General features: G+C 62.2%; 15 protein-coding genes. 10 read left to right on the top strand and 5 right to left on the bottom strand.

What is annotated here, in order from left to right; translation table 11 throughout:
• Window positions 1–721: 721 nt before the first annotated feature.
• Window positions 722–1705: a chemotaxis protein CheV gene (locus PQR67_RS17705; protein WP_408461707.1), complete on the bottom strand. Its 984-nt coding sequence runs from the start codon at window positions 1703–1705 to the stop codon at window positions 722–724.
• A gap of 403 nt (window positions 1706–2108) precedes the next feature.
• Here PQR67_RS17705 and PQR67_RS17700 point away from each other — a divergent pair, with 403 nt between their 5' ends.
• From PQR67_RS17700 to PQR67_RS17690, 3 genes are all read left to right on the top strand, one after another.
• Window positions 2109–2657 (top strand): DUF4142 domain-containing protein, encoded by a 549-nt coding sequence (locus tag PQR67_RS17700; RefSeq protein WP_408461704.1) that lies wholly within the window; start codon window positions 2109–2111, stop codon window positions 2655–2657.
• Between the two features lie 305 nt (window positions 2658–2962).
• On the top strand, window positions 2963–4672 hold the full coding sequence (locus PQR67_RS17695; RefSeq protein WP_408461701.1) for a tetratricopeptide repeat protein: 1710 nt from the start codon (window positions 2963–2965) through the stop codon (window positions 4670–4672).
• Between the two features lie 67 nt (window positions 4673–4739).
• The gene (locus PQR67_RS17690) at window positions 4740–5765 is read left to right on the top strand and encodes an aldo/keto reductase (protein ID WP_408461698.1); all 1026 of its coding nucleotides are present in this window, start codon (window positions 4740–4742) and stop codon (window positions 5763–5765) included.
• Between the two features lie 72 nt (window positions 5766–5837).
• Here the strand turns inward: PQR67_RS17690 and PQR67_RS17685 are convergent, their stop codons facing one another.
• From PQR67_RS17685 to PQR67_RS17675, 3 genes are all read right to left on the bottom strand, one after another.
• Window positions 5838–6392 carry a cyclic nucleotide-binding domain-containing protein gene (locus PQR67_RS17685; RefSeq protein ID WP_408461695.1) on the bottom strand — a complete coding sequence of 185 codons (555 nt, stop codon included), beginning with the start codon at window positions 6390–6392 and terminating at the stop codon, window positions 5838–5840.
• Between the two features lie 85 nt (window positions 6393–6477).
• Entirely contained in the window at window positions 6478–7374 is an 897-nt protein-coding gene (locus PQR67_RS17680) for an SDR family oxidoreductase (RefSeq protein WP_408461692.1), read from the bottom strand.
• 84 nt (window positions 7375–7458) lie between these two features.
• Window positions 7459–8202, bottom strand: a complete 744-nt coding sequence (locus PQR67_RS17675; protein WP_408461689.1) for an SDR family oxidoreductase — start codon at window positions 8200–8202, stop codon at window positions 7459–7461.
• Between the two features lie 218 nt (window positions 8203–8420).
• Here PQR67_RS17675 and PQR67_RS17670 point away from each other — a divergent pair, with 218 nt between their 5' ends.
• The gene (locus tag PQR67_RS17670) at window positions 8421–9317 is read left to right on the top strand and encodes a LysR family transcriptional regulator (protein WP_408461686.1); all 897 of its coding nucleotides are present in this window, start codon (window positions 8421–8423) and stop codon (window positions 9315–9317) included.
• 175 nt (window positions 9318–9492) lie between these two features.
• Complete coding sequence (locus PQR67_RS17665; protein ID WP_408461683.1) at window positions 9493–9798, top strand: single-stranded DNA-binding protein; 306 nt, start codon at window positions 9493–9495, stop codon at window positions 9796–9798.
• A gap of 745 nt (window positions 9799–10543) precedes the next feature.
• Here PQR67_RS17665 and PQR67_RS17660 read toward each other — a convergent pair.
• Complete coding sequence (locus PQR67_RS17660; RefSeq protein WP_408461680.1) at window positions 10544–11416, bottom strand: LysR family transcriptional regulator; 873 nt, start codon at window positions 11414–11416, stop codon at window positions 10544–10546.
• A gap of 109 nt (window positions 11417–11525) precedes the next feature.
• Between PQR67_RS17660 and PQR67_RS17655 the strand changes: the two genes are divergently transcribed.
• From PQR67_RS17655 to uvrA, 5 genes are all read left to right on the top strand, one after another.
• Complete coding sequence (locus PQR67_RS17655; protein ID WP_408461677.1) at window positions 11526–13292, top strand: acyl-CoA dehydrogenase family protein; 1767 nt, start codon at window positions 11526–11528, stop codon at window positions 13290–13292.
• A 29-nt stretch (window positions 13293–13321) separates the two neighbouring features.
• Window positions 13322–14509 (top strand): CaiB/BaiF CoA transferase family protein, encoded by a 1188-nt coding sequence (locus PQR67_RS17650; RefSeq protein WP_408461733.1) that lies wholly within the window; start codon window positions 13322–13324, stop codon window positions 14507–14509.
• Between the two features lie 76 nt (window positions 14510–14585).
• Window positions 14586–15905 carry an MFS transporter gene (locus tag PQR67_RS17645; RefSeq protein WP_408461674.1) on the top strand — a complete coding sequence of 440 codons (1320 nt, stop codon included), beginning with the start codon at window positions 14586–14588 and terminating at the stop codon, window positions 15903–15905.
• Window positions 15906–16010: 105 nt separating this feature from the next.
• On the top strand, window positions 16011–17561 hold the full coding sequence (gene cuyB / locus PQR67_RS17640) for a cysteate racemase (protein WP_408461671.1): 1551 nt from the start codon (window positions 16011–16013) through the stop codon (window positions 17559–17561).
• A 338-nt stretch (window positions 17562–17899) separates the two neighbouring features.
• Window positions 17900–23806 (top strand): excinuclease ABC subunit UvrA, encoded by a 5907-nt coding sequence (gene uvrA, locus PQR67_RS17635; protein WP_408461668.1) that lies wholly within the window; start codon window positions 17900–17902, stop codon window positions 23804–23806.
• The last annotated feature ends 626 nt before the right edge of the window (window positions 23807–24432 follow it).

Genomic DNA, 24432 nt, shown 5'->3' with positions numbered 1-24432 from the left:
TCTTAAGCGGGTCCCCCGCGCAGCCACGGTAGTGGTGCATCTGGAATCCGTGCCCCCGCACACTTCGCGCTGGTGACAAGGCGCTCATTCGCTCCCACTCCGCACTGCGTGCGTCGCGGACGGGTCTGCCAGGGAAACCCGCGGGCTTCGTTTCGCGCGGCGGGGGCCATCGGCTTCGCCTCGGCGAGACGCTTCCGCGCTTACTGGCGAACCCCACTTCAAATGAAATGCCGATGCGCGCATTCACTGCACGGCCGTAGTTGTGCTCGCCGCAGCGATGCAACGACGAGTCAGGGAACCAGGCAAACCGCGGGAGCGAACGCTTGGCGGGTGGTTATACGAAGGATGGACGGCGCGAGCGCGAAAACGCAGCGGGTGGCTTTATGAACTGCGCGTCGGCGCGCGCAGCGCCGCCGGAAGTATGAATGCCTTGTCACTCACGCCGAATGTGCGAGAACACGGATTCCAGATGCACCACTACCGTGGCTGTGCGGGGGACCCGCTTAAGGGTTAGCGGTTTGAGCCGCTTTCTCTTGCTTACTTCTCTTTGCGGCCGGCAAAGAGAAGTGAGTGCCGCCCCGCACAGGGGCAACGCTAATAGACCACTAACAAATCAAGGAGAGGCCAAAAAAGCCAGAACAAGGAAAGGCAAACACCACAGCCACACACCCAACCAGGCGCCGCCCAGCCCTCCCAGCCTGGACAGGCAAAACCCCACCCTTTAACCAACAACCCCCTCCACCAACTCCACCCCCCCAAGCGCATTGCGAATAGCATTAGCCAGCTCAGCGGCTGCAAACTTCGCCACATACCCATTCGCCCCAGCATTCTTCACATGCGCCTCATTAGCGGCGCCAGTCAAAGACGAATGAATAATCACCGGAATATCCCGGGTCCGCTCGTCAGCCTTGATCTGACGGGTCAACATAAACCCATCCATCTCCGGCATCTCGAGATCGGTCAACACCAGTGCAATACTGTCCTTCGCTCTAGCGCCGCTAGCCTGCGCTTCACGCGCAACCTGCTGCAACGTATTCCACGCTTCCTCGCCGGTCTTGGTCATCACGTAGTCCGCACCGATCGCGGTCAACGCCTGCTCAATCAGCTTGCGAGCAAAACCGGAATCGTCAGCGGCGAGAATCTTCGCGCCCCGGCGGATGCCAAGCGCTTCACCCACGGAGGTCGGGTCGACGCTCGGATGCTGTGACGGAAACACGTCGCGCAATACCTGCTCCACGTCGATCACCTGGGCAAGCCGCGAGTCGCCCGTGTTGCCGTCGATACGCGCAATGCTCGTCACCAGATTGCCACCAGCCGCCCCTTCGGCGGACAACACCTGATTCCACTCGAGCCGCACAATGTCGTCCACTTCCTCGACCGCAAAAGCCTGCGTCGAACGCGCGAACTCCGTCACCAGCAATATGTTCAAGCCGCGCGTCGGCTCGCAACCCATCAGGCGCGGCAAATCGATCACGGGAATAATCTGCCCGCGAATGTCCACCGCCCCCATGACATACGGCGATGACCCCGCAATCGGCGTCACCGTCGGCATCGTCGAGATTTCACGCACCTTGAAGACGTTGATGCCGTAAAGCTCATGCGCGTCGCTGCCAGGAACGGATCCCAGCCGATACAGCAACAACTCGAATTTGTTGGAACTCGTCAGGTTGCTGCGTTCGTCGTTCGCGCGGTGATCGACTGCCATTGAAACTCTCCAGGGATTGCGGTGCGAGTGGTGCGCGAGGCATATCGGTCGTTCTGCCCTGGCGCGTGCCCTATCTTTTCGTTATCGGCGTATCGGCAGGAAAATTCAGTGAATTCACGCGGTTTACTGATGCATTCTGGTTAACACCCGGTGGATATTCAAAACAGGAGGAGGGCCGTGGCACTAAGGCACAGCCAGATAATTTGTATGAAGGTTACCTAACGTTACAGAAGCGACAGCATGGTTTCACATGCTGGACAAAGCGCCTCCTAGAATGCACAGCGATAAAAGCGCGGCGTCGTTAGTCAATTGCAAGCGACTTGCAAGGTATCCATGCAATCGCACGCAGTCACCAGGGCGCACGCGCATCGCTGTCGTCTCGCTTCCACTCCAAGGAGAACGTATGATCCGCTTGCCTCTCGCCACCCTTACCAGCGCCTGCGTGGCCGGCCTGATGGTCGTCGCTACTGCTGCCAGTGCACAGACCGCACCGGCAGCGCCGGACGCTGCTCGTCTTCATGCCGCCGACCAGGCCTTCATCACCGACGCCACTACGGCCGTCGCCACGCAACGCGACGCCGCACGCATCGCCACCTCACGCTCCACCGACCGCGATGTGAAAGCATTCGCCGAGCGCGTGTCGAACGACAATGCGAAAATCTCGGACGCCCTGCGCGCCGCGAGCCCACGTGGCGTCGACGTGCCGAAGAACGATCCGAATACCGCGGTACTCGCAAGCATCAACAACCTGCGCGGCGCCGACTTCGACAAGACCTATATCGAGCAGGTCGCACTGGCCGGCGAACAGAAAGCGTTGTCGGCATTCCAGGCTGAAATCGCCTCGGGCCGCGACGAACAACTGAAAGACGTAGCGAAGAAGGCACTCCCGACCATCCAGGAGCATTACGCAATGGCGCAGGATCTCGCCAGGCGTAAGCATTTCGCTCAGTAAGCCATACCCGGACCAGAGTCGCACATAGTCTGAGCATCAAGCGCGCGTCGCGTTGAGACGCGACGCGCGCCACCAGGCGGTACAAACGCGCTCAAGAGCCACCCTCAAGAACCACCTCCAGAATCTGCGGTAGCCCTTCCGCTCGTTCCCAATCTCGGGTCGCTTGCACACAGCAGGCCGAATGCATTCTTTTCGGCGATAATCGGCTTCATTCTTTGGGCCCGACCTGCGCGCTTTCCGGCGTGACTCAGGCAGGCTCGAAAGCAATTTCCCGATTTCACGCGCATTCAATCAAAGCTCACCGCATGGGCAAGCCTGCCAATCTCCCACAACAGTTGGACCATATGCTTCGGCAAGCCGTCGCGCTGCAGCAGAACGGCGCATTTGCCGAGGCCGAAGAACTCTACCGTGAGATTCTTGAACTCAAGCCACGCCATTTCGACGCGCTGCAATTGTTGGGTTCGCTCGCGCTGCAAGCCGGGCGTATCCAGGAGGGTATCGAGTTCCTCAAAAAGGCGCTCGCTGTCAACGCGAAACAGGCACCGCTGCATTCGAATCTCGCCTATGCACTCAATACCTTGCAACGTTTCGACGAAGCGCTGGTGAGTGCCGATCGCGCGCTTGCCTTGCAGTCCAGATTTCCGGACGCACTCAACAATCGGGGCAATGCGCAAGCCGGTCTGAACTTGCCGCTTGAAGCGCTCGGCAGCTTCGATCGCGCGCTCGCCTTGACGCCGGATTTCGCGCAAGCCTGGAACAATCGTGCCTGCGTGCTGCGCGATCTGGGTCGCCCCGCCGATGCCCTGGCAAGCTGCGATCACGCGCTCGCCCTGCAGCCGAACTATCCCGACGCATGGAGCAATCGCGGCAATGCGCTTAGCGATCTGAACCAGCCGCACGAAGCGCGGCAAAGCTATCAGCGCGCGCTCGAACTCGCCCCCGCATTTGCCGATGCCTGGAACAACCTCGGCCTGACTCAGGTCGATCTCAATGAGCACGCGCAAGCGCTGCAAAGCTATGAGCGCGCGCTGGCCGTGAGTCCCGCCGCTGCTGAGACGCATTGGAACCGGTCGTTGTGTCTGCTGCAACTGGGGGACCTGGAAGCAGGATGGACGGAGTACGAATGGCGCTGGGAGCGTAGCCGGATCAGGGCGGGCAGGCGCACCTTTGCGCAGCCGCTTTGGCTAGGCGATTTTTCGATCGACGGTAAAACGATTCTGCTGCACGCTGAGCAAGGCCTCGGTGACACGCTGCAATTTTGCCGCTATGCCGGGATGGTGTCGAAGCTCGGCGCAAAGGTCGTGCTGGAGGTGCCGCGCGAGTTGATGCGGCTTATGTCCACGCTCGACGGTGTGGACCAATTGATCGAAGCGGGCCAGGCACTCCCGCCGTTCGATTGTCACTGCCCCTTGCTGAGTCTGCCGCTTGCGTTCAGGACCGATCTCGCCAGTATTCCGTCAAAGACGCCCTATCTGTTCGCCGATCCGCGAGCGACGCGTGAGTGGCACGAGCGTATTGCTGCGCAAGCGGAAGGGCGCTTGAAAGTCGGGCTCGTCTGGGCTGGCGGAAATCGGCCGCATGTCGCCGAGCTTCGCAAGAACGACGCGCGCCGTTCGATCACATTCGAGCGGCTCGCGCCGATTCTCGATGTGTCGAACGTGCAGTTCTTCAGCCTGCAAAAAGGAGCGGCTGCGCAGCAATTGCCGCGCGGCGATTCGCACCTCGGTGTTGTCGACTACACCGACGAACTCGAAGACTTCGCCGACACGGCCGCGCTGGTGGCAAACCTCGATCTGGTAATTTCGGTCGACACGTCCACCGCGCATCTGGCCGGTGCGCTGGATAAGCCGGTCTGGATTCTGAACCGCTTCGACACATGCTGGCGCTGGATGCTGGAGCGCACCGATACACCCTGGTACGCGCAAGCGAAACTGTTCCGGCAACCGTCGCTGGGTGATTGGGACAGCGTGATTCGAAGCGCGCGCGACGCGCTGGCCACGTTGAGCGCCGTCTGACACGTTTTCCCGGACACGCGTAGGCTGAACGTCCGCTTATCGACGGTCAGGCCACGGAGATTCAGCAATGGAATATAGACATCTGGGTGCATCAGGTTTCAAGGTGCCGGTATTGAGTTTCGGCACCGGCACATTCGGCGGCAAGGGTGAAATTTTTCAGGCGTGGGGTGCCACCGACGTGGCGGAAGCGCGTCGCCTGATCGACATCTGTTTCGATGCGGGCGTCACGATGTTCGACAGCGCGGACATCTATTCGAGCGGCGCTTCCGAGTCGGTGCTTGGTGAAGCGCTCAAGGGCAAGCGCGATAAAGCGATTATCTCCACCAAGGCGACCTTCCGTTTCGATGATGGTCCGAACAGTGTCGGCTCGTCGCGCTTTCATCTGATCCAGGCGGTGGACGCGGCGCTCAAGCGCTTGCAAACCGACTACATCGACCTGTTCCAGTTGCACGGCTTCGACGCGAAGACACCGATTGTCGAAGTCATGTCGACGCTCGACGATCTCGTGCGCGCCGGCAAGATCCGCTACACCGGCGTGTCGAATTTCTCCGGCTGGCATCTGATGAAATCGCAAGACACTGCGGATCGTTACGGCTATCCGCGCTATGTTGCGAATCAGACTTACTACTCGCTGATCGGCCGCGATTACGAATGGGAGTTGATGCCGCTCGGCGTCGATCAAGGTGTGGGCGCGGTGGTGTGGAGTCCGCTCGGCTGGGGGCGTCTCACCGGCAAGATCAAGCGCGGTCAAGCGTTGCCGGAAACGAGCCGGCTGCATAAAACCGCCGACATGGGGCCGCCGGTGCCAGACGAGTATCTGTTCCGTGTGCTCGACGCAATCGACGAGGTTGCGGCCGAAACCGGCAAGACCGTGCCGCAAATCGCACTGAACTGGCTGCTGCAGCGGCCTACCGTCTCGACGGTGCTGATCGGTGCGCGCAATGAAGAGCAGTTGCGGCAGAACCTCGGTGCAGTGGGCTGGAATCTGACACCCGAACAGATGGCGAAGCTCGATGCTGCCAGCTCAGTACGTCCCGCGTATCCGTATTGGCATCAGGAAGGATTTGCGGAGCGTAATCCGGCGGAGGTTTGAGCACGCTTCGTTTGCGTTGGCGTTTGCGTTGGCACGGCGTAAGCAGAGTAACAACCCGCTCCAGCTCGACTGCTATTTGACCAGTTCGACCGGGGCGGTGAACAGTTCGCTGTAATAGTGGCGGCCCGCATCGAGGTGTTGGTCGAACGCGAAACCTTGTTCGAACATTGCGTCGAAGTCGGCGCGTTCGATCTTCATCACATAGCTGTGTTCGGTCGTAACTAGACGCCAGGCTTGATCGGTCACCGCCGCGCTGAACCATTTCCCCGCGCTCGCATGGCCCGACGGATACGACCGTTGGCCGGATTCGATTTGCCAGCCGCCGTCCAGAAGAATCCACATGCCTTGATCGTTTTCGGCGCCGTGCATGCTGCCGTCGCTTTGTTCGATCACCGTGCCCGATTGCGCTTCCCATTCGTGTGAATGCGCAATCACCCAACGCAATTGTTCGGTCGTCAGGCTCGTGAAAAAGGGCGTGTGCTTCAACAGATGAAGGTAAGTCACAGAGGGTTTCATATTCGTACTCCGCGTGGCGACGAATGCATCCTGCGACTGCGGTTTTGCATCGCAAGCGGCGATCAGGAACGGCAGCAGCACGGCGCAGGCGACCAGGATTGACGGTTTCATGAGCGCGTAGGTTCAAGGCGGAAAAGGAGTGCCAGGACGCCAGGCTTGTTCAATGATCCTTGGCGTTCCTTACGATTACGCATGGTTAGCGCTTGACCTTCGCTTCGAGCAGATCGCCCATGCCGATCCGCTTGGCGAACTCGATGCGCACACGCTCATAGACCTCGAGCACTTCACGCGCGCCGTCGCCGACGAAATCGATCACTGAGCGCATTGGCCGTTCACCCGAAGGCAACGCGACGATCCGTACGATCTCATCGGCCACGGCCTGCGGATCCGCGTCGTCCGGGGTGAGTTCGGACAGGCGTTCGCCGATCTGATCCATCACGCCGTCATAGCGTGCGTACGCGGCGGCGCGTTCCACATCGGCAGCTTTGCCGGCGCTCGGAAAGTGAGCGGTGCCACGCGTGAACGCGCCCGGCACCACGATCGAGGTTTCGATACCGAAGCGCGCGATTTCGTAGGCAAGGGTGACCGCAAGCGAATCCATTGCAGCCTTCGCCGCACCGTAAGGGCCGAGGAATGGAGGAAAGCCGCCCTTGGTGGTCGTGCTGCTGATCCACAACATCAGACCGGCTTCCTGCTGGCGCAGGTACGGCAGCACCGCACGGTTCACACGCTGCGCGCCGAACAGGTTGGTGTCGAACACCTTGATCATTTCCTCCGGCGTGAACGCTTCACTCGGACCGACCACCAGATGTCCCGCGTTCTGCATCACCACGTCGAGCCGTCCTTGCTCGCGCACGATTGCCGCGGCGGCGGCATCGGCGGATTCTTGCGACAACACATCGAGTTCGAGCGGATGCAGCTGGAGGTTCTTCGCTTTGGCGAGCGAGCGCATTTCGTCGGCGCGTGGCTTGTTGCGCCCTTCGACATCGCGCATCGTCGCGTAGACAATATGGCCGGCTTCGGCCAACGATTGCGCGGTGAGCTTGCCGATGCCCGTACCGGCGCCCGTCACCAGAATGATGTTCTTTTGCATTGTGTTCTCCGATTGGTTTCGTGAAAGTGATGTGATGTTCAATCGTGCCGTGAGAAAGGCGCTTTCCGCGTTTTCAGGCGAGCGTTAGGCCACACCGCCGTTGGCGCGCAGGATCTGTCCATTGACCCACGCGGCATCCGGACCGGCGAGGAAGGACACCACCGAAGCGATGTCGTCCGGCTGACCGAGACGTTGCAGCGGCGGCATCTTCGCGAAGGTCTGAATCTGTTCTTCGGTCTTGCCGTCGAGAAACAGCGAGGTCGCGATCGGGCCCGGTGCAACAGCGTTGACGGTGATGTTGCGGCCGCGCAATTCCTTGGCGAACACGTGCGTGAATGCTTCGACGGCGGCTTTGGTGCCGTTGTAGATCGCGTAGCCCGGCATGTTCAGCGCCAGCGTCGTGCTCGAAAAGTTGACGATGCGTCCGCCGTTGTTCATCCGTGCGGCCGCTTCGCGCAGGGTGTTGAAGGTGCCGCGCACGTTGATGTCGAAGGTCTGGTCATACAGCGCGTCGCTGGTGTCGGCGAGCGGCACCGTCTTGAGCACGCCGGCGTTGTTGACCAGCACGTCCACTTTGCCGAGTTGCTGTTCGGTGGTCGCGAACATGCGGCGCACGTCGTCGGCGTTCGAAACGTCGGCCTTCACCGCAATGGCTTTGGCGCCCGCCGCCGTGAGTTGCGCGACCAGCGCATCGGCCTCCGACGAGCTCGATGCATAGTTGACGGCAACCGCGAAGCCGTCGTTCGCGAGGCGTTGCGCAACCGCTGCGCCGATGCCACGGGATGCGCCGGTAACGATGGCGACCTGAGCGTTTTTGATCGTGTTCATGATTCGTTTCCTTCTGTGTGGTGGGTTGGTGAAACGAATCATGGTCGCTTTCAACGCTGAGATAATCTGGCTAAACTTGCCATCATCATTCCATTTGCATTAATAATTGGCAGGCAGGCAGGCAGGCAGGCAGGCAGGCAGGCAGGCAGGCAGGCAGGCAGGCAGGCAGGCAGGCAGGCAGGCAGCCGGATTGCTGGCCGGGCACAAAGGCGTCAACCATGGATCGTTTCGAGGAAATGCGGGTGTTCATACGAATCGCCGAGCGGCAAAGTTTCACGCGCGCTTCGGACGACTTGCAGATTCCGCGGGCCACCGTCACCAATCTGATGAAGCGCATGGAGCAGCGGCTTGGCGCGCGGCTTCTCGAGCGCACTACGCGTTCGGTGCGCCTGACGCACGACGGCGAGGCGTACTACCGCCGCTGCGTGCGACTGATCGCGGACATGGAGGAGGCGGAGGGCTCGTTTTCCAACCTTGCGCCGAAGGGGCTATTGCGCGTGAATTTGCAGGGCACGTTGGCCCGGCACTTTGTCGTGCCGGCGTTGCCGGCATTTCTCGCCCGGTTTCCCGACATTGAATTGACGATCGGCGAGGACGACCGGCTGATCGATCTGGTGCGCGAGGGGGTCGATTGCGTGTTGCGGGCGGGTAATCTGCAGGATTCGTCGATGGTTGGACGGCGCGTGGCGCAGTTGCCGCAAGTGACGGTGGCGAGTCCGGCCTATCTGGCGGCTTACGGCGAACCGGCCGACCCCTCGGCCTTGTCCGCGCATCGTGCGGTCAACTATCTGTCCAGCGCGACTGGCAAGCCAGTGCCGCTCGAATTCAGCGTCGATGGGCGCGAGACGGCTATGTACCTGCCGTCGGCGGTATCGGTGACAGGCGCCGATCTCTACACGGGCTCGGCGGTGGCGGGGCTTGGCATCGTGCAAGTTCCGCAATATCGCGTGGCGGGTGAATTGTCGTCGGGGCGGCTGAAGATCATTCTCGCGGACTATCCGCCGCCGCCGATGCCGGTTTCGGTGCTCTATCCGCACAACCGGCAGTTGTCGTCACGGGTGCGGGTTTTTGCGCAATGGTTGCGCGATATTTTCGAGGCGGCGGGAGCGGGTTAGCGGCAAGCGTGCGGGGCTGGCATGGGCGCGCTGCGTGTGGTTTGTGGTGGTCTGTGGTGCTCTGGCGCGAGCGGTCTGTGCTTTTGCGTTAGCCGCGCTGCGTATCGTGGGATCATACGGGCCACGCTGAGCGATATTGCTTTTTTGCACGGTACGGAATTAGAGGAGCAGGACGATGATAGATGGACTGGTGGGTGGACGCTTGTATGGCGAGGCGCAGATTCGCACGGGGCAGAATGGCAAACGCTTTGTGACCTGCAAGGTCCGGGCGACCACCAATGATGGCGATACGATTTTTGTCAATGTGATTGCGTTTGATGATGAAGTGCAGGGGGCGTTGCTTGCGCTGAGTGATGCAGATAGCGTTGCGCTGAGTGGGGCGTTGACGCCCAAGGTTTGGACCGACAAGAATGGGTTGGTTAAGCCTGCTGTGGATATGGTTGCGCATAAGGTGCTGGTGGGGTATCGGGGGGAGGGGTAGAAGTTTTTTTTTGCCTGCGCGGCGCTTGGTTGTATGCCTGTGGTGTTGGCCTTTCCTTGTTCTGGCTTTTTTGGCCTCTCCTTGATTTGTTAGTGGTCTATTAGCGTTGCCCCTGTGCGGGGCGGCACTCACTTCTCTTTGCCTGCCGCAAAGAGAAGTAAGCAAGAGAAAGCGGCTCAAACCGCTAATTCTTAAGCGGGGCCCCCGCGCAGTTGCGGTAGTGGTGCATCTGGAATCTGTGCTCTCGCACATTCGGCGTCAGTGACACAGCAGTCATTCTTCCGGCGGCGCTGCGCGCGCCGACGCGCAGTTCATAAAACCCTCGCGTTTTCTGGCGCCTCGCCGAGGCGAAGCCGATGGCCCCCGCCGCGCGAAACGAAACCTCCGGTTTCCCATGCAGACCCGTCCGCGACGCACGCAGTGCGGAGTGGGCGCTGATGAGCGCCTTGTCACTAAAGCTAAATGTGCGAGGACACGGATTCCAGATGCACCACTACCCCCTCCAAGCCAGGGGACCCGCTTAAGAATTAGCGGTTTGAGCCGCTTTCTCTTGCCTACTTCTCTTTGCGGCAGGCAAAGAGAAGTAGGTGCCGCCCCGCACAGGGGCAACGCTAATAAACCAATATCAAAGCAAGGAAAGGCCAACACCGCAGGCATACAACCAAGCGCAACACAGGCAATCAGAACAACAAAAATCCAACACCACAGGCACACAAACAACCCAGCGCCGCCCAGGCAAAAAAAATCACCTCCCCAAATACTCAACAAACCGCTCCGCAACAGGCTCCACCTCCCCACCACGCCGCAACAACAAAACTTCAGACAAAAGCGTCTCCCCCTGCAAGGGCAAAAAGCAAACCCTTGGATCCCGCACCTGCCGTAAGGTAAAAGGCACCAACGCCACCCCCATCCCAAACCCGACCATCGTCACAACGGTCTGCCACAACCGCGCCTCATGGCGAATCAAAGGACTAAACCCCGCCCCCACACACTGCGCGATGATGAGATCGTGATAATGCGGCGACACCGTGCGCGGAAACAGAATAAACGGCTCCTGCGCCAACGCCCGCAGATCGACCTTGCGCTTTCGCGCCAACGGATGATCAATCGGCAAACAACACAAAAACGGCTCCGAAAAAATCGGCGTGGAAATCACATCCGACGGAAAATTGCCCCAATGCGCGCAGCCCATGTCGATCTGCATCCGCTGGATCGCATGCACCTGTTCGCTGGTGTTCATCTCCTTGAGGACGATTTCGACTCCCGGGTAGTCGGCCTCGAAGCGGCTCACCGCCTGCGGCATGCCGCGATACAACATCGAATTCACGAAACCGATCCGCAGGCGGCCAGCCAGCCCGTGCGCCGATCGAACCGTGATGCGTTCGGCCTCGCTCGCCTGTAGCAACAAGCGGCGAGCCTCGCCAAGCAGAACCTGCCCCGCGTTCGTCAACGCAACCGTCTTGTTGGTGCGCGCCAATAACTGCACCCCCAGTTGGTCCTCGAACTTGCGGATGTCGAAACTGAGCGCCGGCTGCGAAATGAACAGCCGCTTGGCCGCGCGGCCGAAATGCAATTCCTCGGCGACCGCCACGAAATAGCGTAGTTGCTTCAGGTCCACGGCAGTCTCCGGTTCTTTGATCGATAAGCTCTGTCTATCGTACCGGATATAAGTTGTATTAGACGATTATCGAAGCCGCTTCTATGCTCCTTCCACAAAGGAGACACGCATGAGCGAAATCACCGCGCAGCCGGCACACGGCTCGTCCAATATTCCCGACAGCCGGGGCATCAACTTCTTCAACAGCGATCCCGACTTCGCCGGTTTGCTTAAACTGCATCTCGGCGACGCGCTGTATCAGGAACTCGAAAGCCAACTCGTTTCGTTAGGTCAGCGGGCGTCCGGTGAGCTCGACATCTGGGCGCTGTCCGCCGACAAGAATCCGCCGCAATTGCGGCAGCGCACGCGGCGCGGTGAAGCGCTGCAAAGCATCGACAAGCATCCCGATTACGTCGCGCTCGAACGGGTGGCCTACGCGGAATTGGGTCTGGCCTCGATGAGCCATGACATCCGCGAAGGTCAGAAAACGCCGCCGCCGCTGGTCAAATACGCGCTGACGTTCCTGTTCGTGCAAGCGGAATTCGGTCTGTGCTGTCCCGTCAGCATGACCGACTCCCTCACGCGTACTCTGCGCAAATTCGGCGCGCCCGAACTGGTCGCGCGCTTTCTGCCGATGCTGGCGTCGCGCGATTTCGACACGCTCTTTCAGGGCGCGATGTTCATGACCGAACAGGCGGCCGGTTCGGACGTTGCGCGTATCGCGACGCGTGCCGCGCTCGAACCCGGCGTGAACGGTGAAGACACGTGGCGTCTGTACGGCGATAAATGGTTCTGCTCGAACGCCGACGCCGATCTCGCGATGGTGCTCGCGCGCGTGGACCATGCGCCGGCGGGCATCAACGGCCTTGGCTTGTTCCTGCTGCCGAAGAACTTGCCGGACGGCTCGCGCAACAGCTATCGGATCGTGCGTCTGAAGGACAAGCTCGGCAGCCGTTCGATGGCGAGCGGCGAGATCGTGCTGGAAGGGGCCGTCGCGTATCTGATCGGTGAAGTGGGACGCGGCTTTCATCAGATGGCCGACATGATCAACATGTCGCGTCTGTCGAACGGCGTGCGTGCGGCGGGTTTGATGCGCCGTGCGCTGACCGAAGCGCTGCACATCGCGCGCAATCGCGAAGCGTTCGGCCGCAAGCTGATCGATATGCCCCTGATGCAGCGGCAATTGCTCAAGATGATGCTGCCCGCAGAGCAGGCTCGCTCGATGTTCATGCAGATCGCGCTGCTGCTCGAAAAGGCGGACGCCGGCGATCGGCAAGCGGCGAAATGCGTGCGTATCCTCACACCGTTGATCAAATTCCGCGCGTGCCGCGATGCCCGCCGCGTGACCGGCGACGCGATGGAAGTGCGCGGCGGCACGGGCTACATCGAGGAGTGGAGCGACGCGCGTCTTGTGCGTGACGCCCATCTCGGTTCGATCTGGGAAGGCACCAGCAATATTGTCGCGCTCGATGTCGCGCGCGCGGCCAAACGGGACGGCGCGCTCGAACCGCTGCGCGCGTATCTGCAGGATTTGCTCGGCGCCGCAGGATTACCCGCCGCGAGTCTCAGCGTGCTTCGTTCGACCTTGACGCGCGCTTGCGATACCCTGGCGAGCGTGGCCGAGTGCGGCCGCGATGAATCGGTCCGCCAGGCGGGCACCGCCTTGTATCACGCAAGCACGGCGGTACTCATGGCCTGCGAAGGCGCGCGCCTCGCACCGGATTTCCAGCGTCTCGCGCTGAGTCATCTGGTGTTGCGGGAAAAGCTGCTGCCGTTCGATCCACTCGACGTGCAGACGGCTTCGGGCGAGAGCGACGTGATCGATGCGCTGGTCAACGCCCGCAACGTGACGCTCGACCAGGCGCTGCAACTTCTGCCGTCAGGGAGCGTGCAATGACCGCATCCGTGAGCCATGACACGCAGGATATGCACAACACGCAAGGCGCGTTGCAAGGCATCAAGGTCATCGACCTGAGCCGCGTACTCGGCGGCCCCTACTGCACGCAAGCGCTGGCCGATCACGGCGCCCAGGTCATCAAACTGGAGCCCCCCGGCGGCGACGAAACGCGCGGCTGGGGGCCGCCGTTTTACGGCGACACCGCGTGGTACTTCGCTGGCGTGAACCGCAACAAGCAGGGCATCGCGGTCGATCTGTCGTGCGAAGCGGGCCGTGACATTCTGTGGAAGCTGCTCGAAGACGCCGACGTGCTGGTCGAAAATTTCAAACCCGGCACGCTCGCGCGCTGGGGCATGGACTACGAGCGCGATTTGCGCGCGCGTTTCCCGAAGCTGATTCATTGCGCGGTATCGGGTTTCGGTCCGGACGGCCCGCTCGGTGGCTTGCCCGGCTACGACGCAGCGATTCAGGCGATGACCGGTTTAATGAGCGTCAACGGTGAACGCGACGGGCCGGCGACGCGCGTCGGCTTGCCGGTCGTCGACATGGTGACGGGTTTGAATGCGCTGGCCGGCATTCTGCTGGCGCTCGCCGAGCGCACGAAAAGCGGGCAAGGCCAATCGATCGATATCGCGCTGTACGACTGCGGCGTGTCGCTTCTGCATCCGCATCTGCCGAACTATTTCGGCTCGGGCCGCACGCCCCAGCGCAGCGGCAACGCGCACCCGAACATCACGCCGTACGACAGCTATCGCACGGCGACCGCGCCGATCTTTCTTGCCGTCGGCAACGACCGGCAGTTCGCGCGACTGTGCGCGCATCTCGGCGCGCCGGAACTCGCGGACGATTCGCGCTACGTGGACAACCGCAGCCGCTGCGCGCATCGCGAGCCGCTCAAGGCCGCGCTCGAGGAACTGCTTGCTGCCCACGATTGCGAGCCGCTTGCGCAGGCGTTGATCAACGCAGGTGTGCCGTGCGGACCCGTGCTAACCGTCGACGTCGTTGCGCGTCATCCGCATACGCTGCATCGCGGCATGGTGATCGAGATGGGCGAGTATCGCGGCACGGCGTCGCCGATCAAGTTGTCGCGCACGCCGGCCACGTATCGCAGCGCGCCGCCGACGCTGGGCGGCGACACACGCGACGTACTCGACGCATTGGGCATCGACGCGGCAACCCAGCAACGTTTGCTCGAGGCGGGCGTACTCAAAGCCTGAGCGCAAGAAAGCAGTGTTCCGGTGACGGCACAAAGAAGCCGCGCCGTCCAGAAGAACGACCTTGGAGACGAAAGACATGAATCGCGAGCCAGACAACCTCGCCGCAGGCCGGCAACCCACCCGCGCCGCGGCAGCGGCATTTGTCGGTACTACGATCGAGTGGTACGACTTTTATATTTACGCCACGGCGTCCGCGCTGATTTTCGGCAAGCTGTTCTTCCCCGGTAGCGATCCGTTCTTTGCGACACTGGCTTCGTTTGGCACCTTCGCGGTGGGCTTTTTCGCGCGACCGTTCGGCGGCCTCGTGTTCGGCCACCTCGGCGACCGTATCGGTCGCAAGAAGGCCCTCGTGGCAACGCTGGCGATCATGGGCGTCGGCACGGTCGGTATCGGTTTCCTGCCGACCTATGCGGATGCCGGCGTATGGGCGCCGGTGTTGCTGGTGCTGCTGCGCGTCGCGCAGGGCATTGCGATCGGCGGCGAGTGGGGCGGCGCGGTGCTGATGGCAAGCGAACATGCGCCCCAGGGGCGGCGTACTTTCTTCGCCTCGTTCGCGCAGTTGGGCAGTCCGGCGGGGTTGATCCTGTCGCTGCTCGCGTTTCGCGCCGTGGCGTCGATGGACAAGGACGCGTTTCTCAGTTGGGGCTGGCGCCTGCCGTTTCTCGCGAGCGCGGTGCTGCTGGTGGTGGGTTTGCTGATCCGCGCGGGTGTCGACGAATCGCCGGAATTCAAGGCGCTCAAAGCGCAGCGGCAAGTGGCGGCGCTGCCGGTTGCCGAGGTTGTGCGCGACGCGTGGCGCACGGTGTTGTTGTGTCTTGGCGCGAATGTGATCGGCGTGGCCGGCGCGTGGTTCGTCAATACGTTCATGCTGAACTACACGACGCAGACGCTCGGGCTCGATCGTTCGCTGATTCTCGATTGTCTGTTCGTGGTGGCGTTTATTCAGTTGTTCACGCAACTGGGCTCGGGGTGGTTCGCGCAACGCGTCGGCACTGGAAGGTTTTTGAAGGGCGCAGCGGCGTTGGCGATGCTTTCGCCTTATCCGATGTTCGCGCTGGTATCGACCGGCCGGCCGGCGGCGATTGTGGTGGGCATCGCGCTGGCGGTGATGTGCATGTCGAGTTCTTACGCCGTGATGGCCGGATTTATGTCGACTGCATTCGCAGTGAGAGTCCGGTACTCGGCTATTTCCTTGTCTTACCAGGTGTGCGCTGCACTGGCCGGCGGATTGACGCCCTTGATCGGCACGTTGCTCGCGCATCGGTATCCGGGCGCATGGTGGCCGTTGGCTGTGTTCTACAGTTGTCTCGCCGGGATTTCGCTGGTTTGCATCAGTACGTTGGAGCGTCGTAAGCGAGGCACGGCGAGAGGTGTTGCCGACATGATCGAGGTTTGAACGCATTGCCAGGCATAAACCCGCTATTTCGTGGTTAACGTCATCCTGAATCCCCAAAAGCGTCCTAATATCTAGACGAAATGAAAAACGACGGGGGAAGTCATCATGGTTCGTCATCGGTCGCTGGGTGTCGTGACAGGGGCGTCGCCGCTCGCCAGCGTCGACGTGTTGAGCAGGATGAGCGCGGCCTGGCGCCGTCCCGGTGCGGGCAAGCCGTTCGACTTCGTTCTCGAACAGCAAGCGTGGCCGGGACCGGCTTCGCCAGGCGTCGCGAGTGCGCCGTTCAAGATTCACGTGTTCGACACGATTCGCACCTTCGAGAAACGCGGTGTCGACGCGATCGTCTTGCCGTGTTTCCTCAGCCATACCTTCATCGACGAACTCTCGGCGAACGTAGCGTTGCCGATCGCCAACATCATGGCCGCGCTCGTCGTGCATGTGCGGCAAGCGTTTCCGTCGGTGCGCCGCATCGGCGTGCTCACTTCGGACACGATTCGCGCCAACGGTCTCTTTGAACGCCATTTCGACGGTGCGCGGTTCGACGTGCTCTATCCGCATAACGAAGACGACGAGGGCGGCGATCGCGTCACGCGCGCCGTGTATGGCGACACGGGCATCAAAAGCGGACACCTGAGCGGCCAGCCCGTCGAGTTGTTGCGCGCGGCGTGCGCGGATCTCATTGCGCAAGGCGCGGAGATCATCGTGCCCGGACTCGCCGAAATCCCCTTGGTGGCGCGCGTGCTCGGCGCGCTGGAAGTGCCGTTCGTCGATACCAATCTGGTCTACGCGCGTTACGTCGCGGCCGCGCAATATGCGCAACCGGCGCGGCACTTCAAGGTGGGTGTGCTGGGCGGGGTCGGCCCGGCGGCGACGGTCGATTTCATGGCGAAGCTGGTGCGCAACACGCCGGCCGCGCGCGATCAGGACCATGTCAAGGTGATGGTCGAGCAGAATCCGCAGATTCCGGATCGCACCGAGGCCCTGCTCGGCAACGGCGACGATCCGACGCTCGCGCTCTACGCGGCCTGCAAGACCCTCGAAGAGGGCGGCGCCGATCTCATCGCGATTCCGTGCAATACGGCGCATGCATTTGTCGAACGGATTCAGCCGTCGTTGGCCGTTCCGATCGTCAATATGCTGACCTGTACCGCGGATTATCTGCGCGAGACCTTTCCTGATCTGCGCGAAGTGGGCGTGTTGGCCACCTCGGGCACGCTGGCCAGTCGCGTCTACGAGAAAGCGCTCGAAGCGCGCGGCTTCGTGCAGATCGCGCCGGCCGAGGCCGCCCAAGCCCGCCTTATGAACGCGATTTACGGACCGGGCGGGGCGAAGGCGGGTTACCTGTCGGGCGAGTGTTACGACGATGTCGTCGCTGCCGTGGACGACCTCGCCGCGCAAGGCGTGCAGGTCGTCGTGCTGGGCTGCACCGAATTGCCGCTGCTGCTGCGCGGTTCGACGCTGGCGCGCCCAGGCGGGCCGGCGATGCGGCTTGTCGATCCGACCGACGTGCTGGCAAAACGCTGCGTGGCTTATGCGCTGGGCAATACCGCCGCGACGCAGACCGCTTCGGAACCGGCGGAACCGGCGGCATCGGCGGCATCGGCGGCACCGGCGTCGGCCGCGGGCCGCCATAGCGCGGAAAGCGTCTTTGGCTAGGGCCGGCCGGAACACCTGCGCGTGCGGCGCCGCGTCGCCCAGGAAAGCTTGCAATTCCCACCTTCCGCCGCCATGTCCTGAGCGCGGCGCGCTCCCGTCTGAAACAGCCCAACGCCTGCTGACCGGCTGATCGGGGCGTGCCCGGCATCGCCATTCATGCCCTGCGGCGCTGCCACGGCGCAACCGTGCCGTGTCGTGGAAAACTGTATAAATATACAGTATAGTATCCCCCTACAACCCGGTCTTGCGCGAGCCTTTCCGCCGGCCGGGTGTCCCGAACTTGCGCGGTCGCGAGGCGTCCGTGAGAGCTGGTCCACTCATTCAGACGGTCGGAAAAATTGGCATCTAACGGAACTATCCGCATTCGCGGCGCGCGCCAGCACAACCTGAAGAACGTCGATCTTGACGTGCGAACCGGCGAAATGACGGTCGTCACAGGGCCGTCCGGCTCCGGCAAATCGAGCCTCGTGTTCGACACCCTGTACGCGGAAGGGCAGCGGCGCTACGTCGAAACCTTCAGCGCCTACGCCCGGCAGTTTCTCGACCGTATGGACCGGCCGCAAGTCGATCGGGTCGACGGCGTGCCGCCCGCCATCGCGATCGACCAGACCAACCCGGTGCGCAGTTCGCGTTCCACCGTCGGCACCATGACGGAGCTCAACGATCACCTGAAGTTGCTGTACGCGCGCGCGGCCGAACTGTTCGACCGTAAGACCGCGCAGCAGGTGCGCCACGATACGCCCGAAACGATCTACGCCGAATTGCTCGCGCGCACCGCGGAGCATGACCCGCGGCTGGTCGTCACGTTTCCGGTCGAACTGCCGGAAACGGCGTCCGAACAGGAAGTGGAGCAATGGCTTTCCGCGAGCGGCTACACGCGCGTACAGGCGCAGCGCGAAGTCGATTCGCCCACCGGCAAGCGCAAGCTGCTCGACGTGGTGGCCGATCGTTTCCGCTTGAGCGCGGTCGACAAACCGCGCGTGGTCGAAGCCATCGAGGCGTCGCTCAAGCGCGGCGGTGGCCGCGTCAATATTTACGTGTTGCCTGCCGCGCCAGACGTGGCGAACGCAGCCGGGGCGACGCTCGCCGCGAATTCCGCCGAGCCGCAAATCTGGCGTTTCTCCACCGGCCTGCACAGCCCGGAGAGCGATCTGCGCTATGCGGACCCGCAGCCGGCGCTGTTCTCGTTCAACTCGGCTTACGGCGCGTGCGAAACCTGCCGCGGTTTCGGCCGTGTGATCGGCGTTGACCTTGGTCTGGTGATTCCCGACGCGCGCAAGACGCTGCGCGACGGCGCGATCAAGCCGATGCAAACCCCCGCCTGGAAGGAGTGTCAGGACGACCTCATGCGCTACGCGGCGAAAGCCGAGATCCGCCGCGGCACGCCATGGGGCGAACTCACGGACGCCGAGCGCGACTGGGTCATCAACGGTTCGCCGGACTGGGACGGCAAGTGGCAAAGCCATTGGTACGGCGTCAAACGTTTCTTCGAATATCTCGAGTCGAAAGCGTACAAGATGCACATCCGCGTGCTGCTGTCGAAGTACCGCAGCTACACGCCGTGCGAAACCTGTGGCGGCGCGCGTCTGAAAACGGAGTCGCTGCTATGGCGCCTCGGCAGCAAGCAGAATGCGGACGAGGTGCTGGCGCCCGGGAAGCGCTTTCTGCCGCGTGGCGTCGAGTGGCAGCGGGCGCAGCTCGAGTCCTTGCCCGGTCTGACCGTGCACGATCTGATGCTGATGCCGATCGAGCGCATCCGGCGTTTTTTCGACGAGATCAGCCTGCCAAGCGCATTGCTTGACGACGCACTCAAGCTGCTGCTCGCCGAGGTGCGCACGCGCCTCAAATATCTGTGCGACGTCGGCCTCGGCTATCTGACGTTGGATCGCCAGAGCCGCACGCTGTCGGGTGGCGAGGTGCAGCGGATCAACCTGACCACGGCGCTCGGCACGTCGCTGACCAAAACCCTGTTCGTGCTCGACGAACCGAGCATCGGCCTGCATCCGCGCGATCTGAACCGGATCGTCGAGGCGATGCATCGGCTGCGCGACGCGGGCAATACGCTGGTGGTGGTCGAGCACGATCCTTCGGTGATGCTCGCGGCGGATCGTCTGATCGACATGGGCCCGGGGCCGGGCGAGCGGGGCGGTTCGATCATTTACGACGGCGCGCCTGAGGCCATCCGTTCGTCCGGTACGCTGACCGGCGAGTACCTGGGTGGTCGCCGGCATGTGGCGGATGCGGCGCACTGGTCACAACGTCCGGTAGATGACAGCACCCCGCGCATCGTGCTCGAAGGCGCAACCGAGCATAATCTGCGCGACGTCACGGTCGAGATTCCGCTGCAGCGGCTCGTCTGCGTGACCGGCGTGTCGGGCTCCGGCAAATCCACCTTGCTGCAGGACGTTTTGTATCCGGCCATGGCGCGGCACTTCGGCCTCGCCACCGAATCGCCCGGCGCATTCAGAAGCCTGACGGGCGCCGACCAGGTCACAGACGTGGTCTTCGTCGACCAGTCGCCGATCGGCAAGACCGCGCGCTCGAACCCGGCCAGCTACGTCGGCGCATTCGACGAGATTCGCAAGCTCTTCGCCAAGGCGCCACTCGCGCAGCAACGCGGTTACGGTCCTGGCATGTTCAGCTTCAACTCCGGCGACGGGCGCTGCCCGACCTGCGGCGGATCGGGTTTCGAACACATCGAAATGCAGTTCCTGAGCGACGTCTACTTGCGCTGCCCGGATTGCGATGGGCGCCGTTATCGCGCGGAACTGCTCGAAGTGAAAATCGAGCGCGGCGAGCCGGCGCGTGCGTTGAGCATTGCCGACGTGCTGGAATTGACGGTGAGCGAAGCCACCGCCTACTTCGCGAAAGATGCTGAAGTACTGCGCGTGCTGCAGCCGATCGTCGACGTGGGTCTCGAATACGTGAAGCTGGGTCAGCCGGTGCCTACGCTGTCAGGCGGCGAAGCGCAGCGGCTCAAGCTCGCCGGCTTCCTCGCGGAATCGGCGCAGGCGCGTACCGCGCGCAGCACGAAGCAGCCGCTCGCAAAACGCCTGTTCATGTTCGACGAGCCGACCACCGGCCTGCATTTCGACGACATCGCGAAGCTGATGCAGGCGTTCGGCAAGCTGCTGTCGAGCGGACATTCGCTGATCGTGATCGAACACAATCTCGACGTGATTCGTGCGGCCGACTGGCTGATCGACCTCGGCCCTGAAGGCGGCGATGGCGGCGGCAGGGTGCTGTGCGCCGGCTCACCGGAAGACGTCAAGCTGTGCGCGGAATCGCATACCGGCGAGGCGCTGCTGCAGTACGACCGGGCCATGAACGCCGCGGCCGAACCGGCTTCGCAAGGCATTCCACTGCAAAAGGCGTTGAGTGCGGCGCGTGCGCGGCGGGCAATCGAAGGTGAGGACGTGGTGCGCATCGTCAATGCGCGCGAACACAATCTGAAAGCGCTGGACGTGGATATCCCGCACGGCAAATTCAACGTGATTACCGGTGTGTCCGGGTCGGGCAAGTCCACGCTGGCCTTCGACATTCTGTTCCACGAAGGGCAGCGCCGTTACCTCGAATCGCTGAACGCGTATGCACGTTCCATCGTGCAACCGGCCGGGCGTCCCGAGGTCGACGCGGTGTATGGCATTCCGCCCACGGTCGCGATCGAACAGCGTTTGTCGCGCGGTGGCCGCAAGAGTACCGTGGCGACCACGTCGGAAGTGTGGCACTTCCTGCGCCTGCTGTATGTGAAGCTGGGTCTGCAGCATTGCATCCACGACGGCACGCCGGTCACGTCGCAAAGCGTCGAATCCATCGCGGCGCAGTTGCTGCGCGATCACAAAGGGCAGCACGTGGGCTTCCTCGCACCGCTGGTCGTGAACCGGAAGGGCGTCTATACCGATCTCGCGAAGTGGGCGAAAGCGCGCGGCAATACGCATCTGCGCGTGGACGGCGAGTTCGTGCCGGTCGACCCGTGGCCGAAGCTCGATCGGTTCCGCGAGCACACCATCGAATTGCCCGTGACCGACCTTGTCGTGTCGCCGGATCACGAAACAGAGCTGCGCCAGGCGCTCGACCAGACGCTGGAAATCGGCAAAGGCGTCATGCATCTGTTGGCGCCGCTCGACGGCTTGCACAACGCAATTAGCGGCGGCCGCTCCACGGCGAAACTCGGTGCAGTGAAGGTACTGTCCACCAAGCGTGCTTGTCCCGTATGCGGCACGAGTTACCCCGAACTCGACCCACGCATGTTCTCGTATAACAGCAAGCATGGCTGGTGTACCACGTGCGTCGGCACGGGTCTCGCACTGACGCGCGAACAACGCGCGGCGTACGACGACACCGTGATCGTCGACGACAACCGCGGCCGCGAGCAGAGCTTGCCTTCCGAGGAACAGGAACCGGAAGGTCTCGTTGACGAACCGTGTGCGGATTGCGGCGGCACGCGTTTGAACCCCACCGCGCGCGCGGTCAAGTTCGGCGAGCAGGCCATTGTCGACGTCGCGCAATGGACCGTGTCGGACACGCGTGCGTGGATCGACACGTTGGAAATGACCGGCCGGGACGCGGAAATCGCGCGCGACGTGGTCAGCGAAATCGGTAGTCGCCTGCAATTTCTGGAAGAAGTCGGGCTCGGTTATCTGAGTCTCGATCGCGCGGCGCCGAGCCTTTCGGGTGGCGAAGCGCAGCGCATCCGGCTGGCCGCGCAACTCGGCAGCAACCTGCAAGACGTGTGCTACGTGCTCGACGAACCGACCATCGGTCTGCATCCGCGCGACAACCAGATTCTGCTCAACGCCTTGCGCAAACTGGGAGAAAAGGGCAATACGCTGGTGGTGGTCGAGCACGACGAGGATACGATTCGGCGTGCTGATCACATCATCGATATCGGACCGGGCGCGGGCAAGCGCGGCGGCACGCTGGTTGCGCAGGGCAGCGTGGCCGATCTGTCGGCGCAGCCCGATTCGCTGACTGGACAGTTCCTCGCCCATCCGATCGTGCATCCGCTGCAGCCGCGCCGCAAGGTGGTCGCACCGACCAAACGCGCAGCCGCGGTGCCGGAGAATTGGTTGACCGTGCACGGCGGCAAACTGCACAACCTGCAGAACGTCACCGTCGGCATTCCGCTTTCGCGGCTGGTCGCGGTGACGGGCGTGAGCGGCTCGGGCAAGTCGACGCTCGCGCGCGACGTGCTGATGACCAACTTGCTGGATGCGGTGGGGCGCTCGGTGCTGTCGTCGCCGGCCACGCGGCGTGCGCGCGCGGCGGCCGAGACCCAACCGGCGGCGAACCGGCGTTCAAGCGTGCTGGCGCGCACGGCGCCGCGTGCGCCGCTGAACGTCACACATGCCTGGCAGGGGTGCGATTCGATCACCGGCTGGGAAACCATCGACCGCGTACTCGAAGTCGATCAGACACCGATCGGCAAGACACCGCGCTCCTGTCCGGCAACCTACATCGGCGTGTGGGATGCGATTCGCAAGCTGTTCGCCGGCACGCTCGAAGCGCGCGCGCGCGGCTATACCGCATCGCGTTTCTCGTTCAACACGGGCGAGGGGCGTTGTCCCGCATGCGAAGGGCAGGGCGTGCGCACCATCGGCATGAGTTTTCTGCCCGACGTGAAGGTGCCGTGCGACGTTTGCCACGGGCAGCGCTTCAATCCTGAGACGCTTGCGGTCACGTGGCGCGGCAAGAATATCGGCGACGTGCTGACCATGGAAATCGACGAAGCTGTCGAGTTCTTCGCGCCCATTTCGAATATCGCGCATCCATTGCAATTGATGAAAGATGTCGGCCTCGGATACCTGACACTTGGGCAACCATCGCCTACGCTGTCGGGTGGCGAGGCACAGCGTATCAAGCTCGTTACCGAGTTGAGCAAGGTGCGTGACGACATTACGCGGCGTGGTCAGAAGCCGCCTCACACGCTGTACGTGCTGGATGAACCGACCGTCGGCTTGCATATGGCGGACGTCGCCAAGCTGATTCGCGTGCTGCATCGTCTCGCGGACGGCGGCCATAGCGTCGTCGTCATCGAGCACGATCTCGACGTGATTGCCGAGGCGGACTGGATCATCGATCTCGGTCCGGAAGGCGGCGTGGGGGGCGGCATGATTGTCGCCGCTACGGACCCCGAAGGATTATCTCGCGTCGCCGCCAGCCACACGGGTGCGGCATTGCGTCCCGTGCTGGCGCGGGCGCAGAACGACACGGCAGTGAGCGCAGGCGAGGGAACCAACGGTTGACGCAGGCGAGTGGCGCAGCGGACTTTGCGCCACTCCGTTCTGCTCGTTCGGTTTGTGGATCGCGCGTGTCCGGCTTATTCGCAGCCCACTGCCTGAACGGCCATGTGAATCCCATGAGTGTGTTGTCGAGGTGCCCGCCATATCAGAGACACGGCAATATCATCATCGTCGGCTATATGTAATTAATGCGAGTGAATTTGTAATTTTATAAATAGCGTAATTGAAATGTGTATTTAGAGTGTCGTAAATACCGCGAAAAAGAATTTCAAACGCTGTTCCCCTTCTGCTATCTTCTCGCCGTCGACGTCGGCCTTGGGTCGAAGCTCGATCATCACGTTAGATGACCTGTCCACGGTTCGCACCGGTTGCCACGCAACCATCGCGAAACGCCCGCCCGGCGGGCTTTTGCGTCACGTGCCGCAAATCATCCGTCGACCGTTTCTGGCGTGCACCGGAGCGCCGCTATGGCGGCCGCGTCCCAATTTGTGAGCCACGAAAAGTGCGCTCGCATCTGCTCGGCACACGCTTATTCTTTTAAAACGTCGCGAATACGGCATTAGTTAGAGTGACCTCTCTAAACTTAGTATGCTGCTATCAAAAAAAGTTTGACCCCGCATTTTTTGTCC

Origin of the sequence: Paraburkholderia fungorum, assembly GCF_046026025.1 — a bacterium.
GTDB lineage: Bacteria > Pseudomonadota > Gammaproteobacteria > Burkholderiales > Burkholderiaceae > Paraburkholderia > Paraburkholderia fungorum_E.
This window is presented reverse-complemented; position numbering and strand designations above follow the sequence as displayed.

Coding starts and splice junctions, on each gene's coding strand:
- PQR67_RS17655 (WP_408461677.1), top strand. CDS start 11,526: ATGAGCGAAATCACCGCGCAGCCGGCACACGGCTCGTCCAATATTCCC.
- PQR67_RS17645 (WP_408461674.1), top strand. CDS start 14,586: ATGAATCGCGAGCCAGACAACCTCGCCGCAGGCCGGCAACCCACCCGC.
- cuyB (WP_408461671.1), top strand. CDS start 16,011: ATGGTTCGTCATCGGTCGCTGGGTGTCGTGACAGGGGCGTCGCCGCTC.
- PQR67_RS17650 (WP_408461733.1), top strand. CDS start 13,322: ATGCACAACACGCAAGGCGCGTTGCAAGGCATCAAGGTCATCGACCTG.
- PQR67_RS17670 (WP_408461686.1), top strand. CDS start 8,421: ATGGATCGTTTCGAGGAAATGCGGGTGTTCATACGAATCGCCGAGCGG.
- PQR67_RS17690 (WP_408461698.1), top strand. CDS start 4,740: ATGGAATATAGACATCTGGGTGCATCAGGTTTCAAGGTGCCGGTATTG.
- PQR67_RS17705 (WP_408461707.1), bottom strand. CDS start 1,705: ATGGCAGTCGATCACCGCGCGAACGACGAACGCAGCAACCTGACGAGT.
- PQR67_RS17695 (WP_408461701.1), top strand. CDS start 2,963: ATGGGCAAGCCTGCCAATCTCCCACAACAGTTGGACCATATGCTTCGG.
- PQR67_RS17700 (WP_408461704.1), top strand. CDS start 2,109: ATGATCCGCTTGCCTCTCGCCACCCTTACCAGCGCCTGCGTGGCCGGC.
- PQR67_RS17675 (WP_408461689.1), bottom strand. CDS start 8,202: ATGAACACGATCAAAAACGCTCAGGTCGCCATCGTTACCGGCGCATCC.
- PQR67_RS17685 (WP_408461695.1), bottom strand. CDS start 6,392: ATGAAACCGTCAATCCTGGTCGCCTGCGCCGTGCTGCTGCCGTTCCTG.
- PQR67_RS17680 (WP_408461692.1), bottom strand. CDS start 7,374: ATGCAAAAGAACATCATTCTGGTGACGGGCGCCGGTACGGGCATCGGC.
- PQR67_RS17665 (WP_408461683.1), top strand. CDS start 9,493: ATGATAGATGGACTGGTGGGTGGACGCTTGTATGGCGAGGCGCAGATT.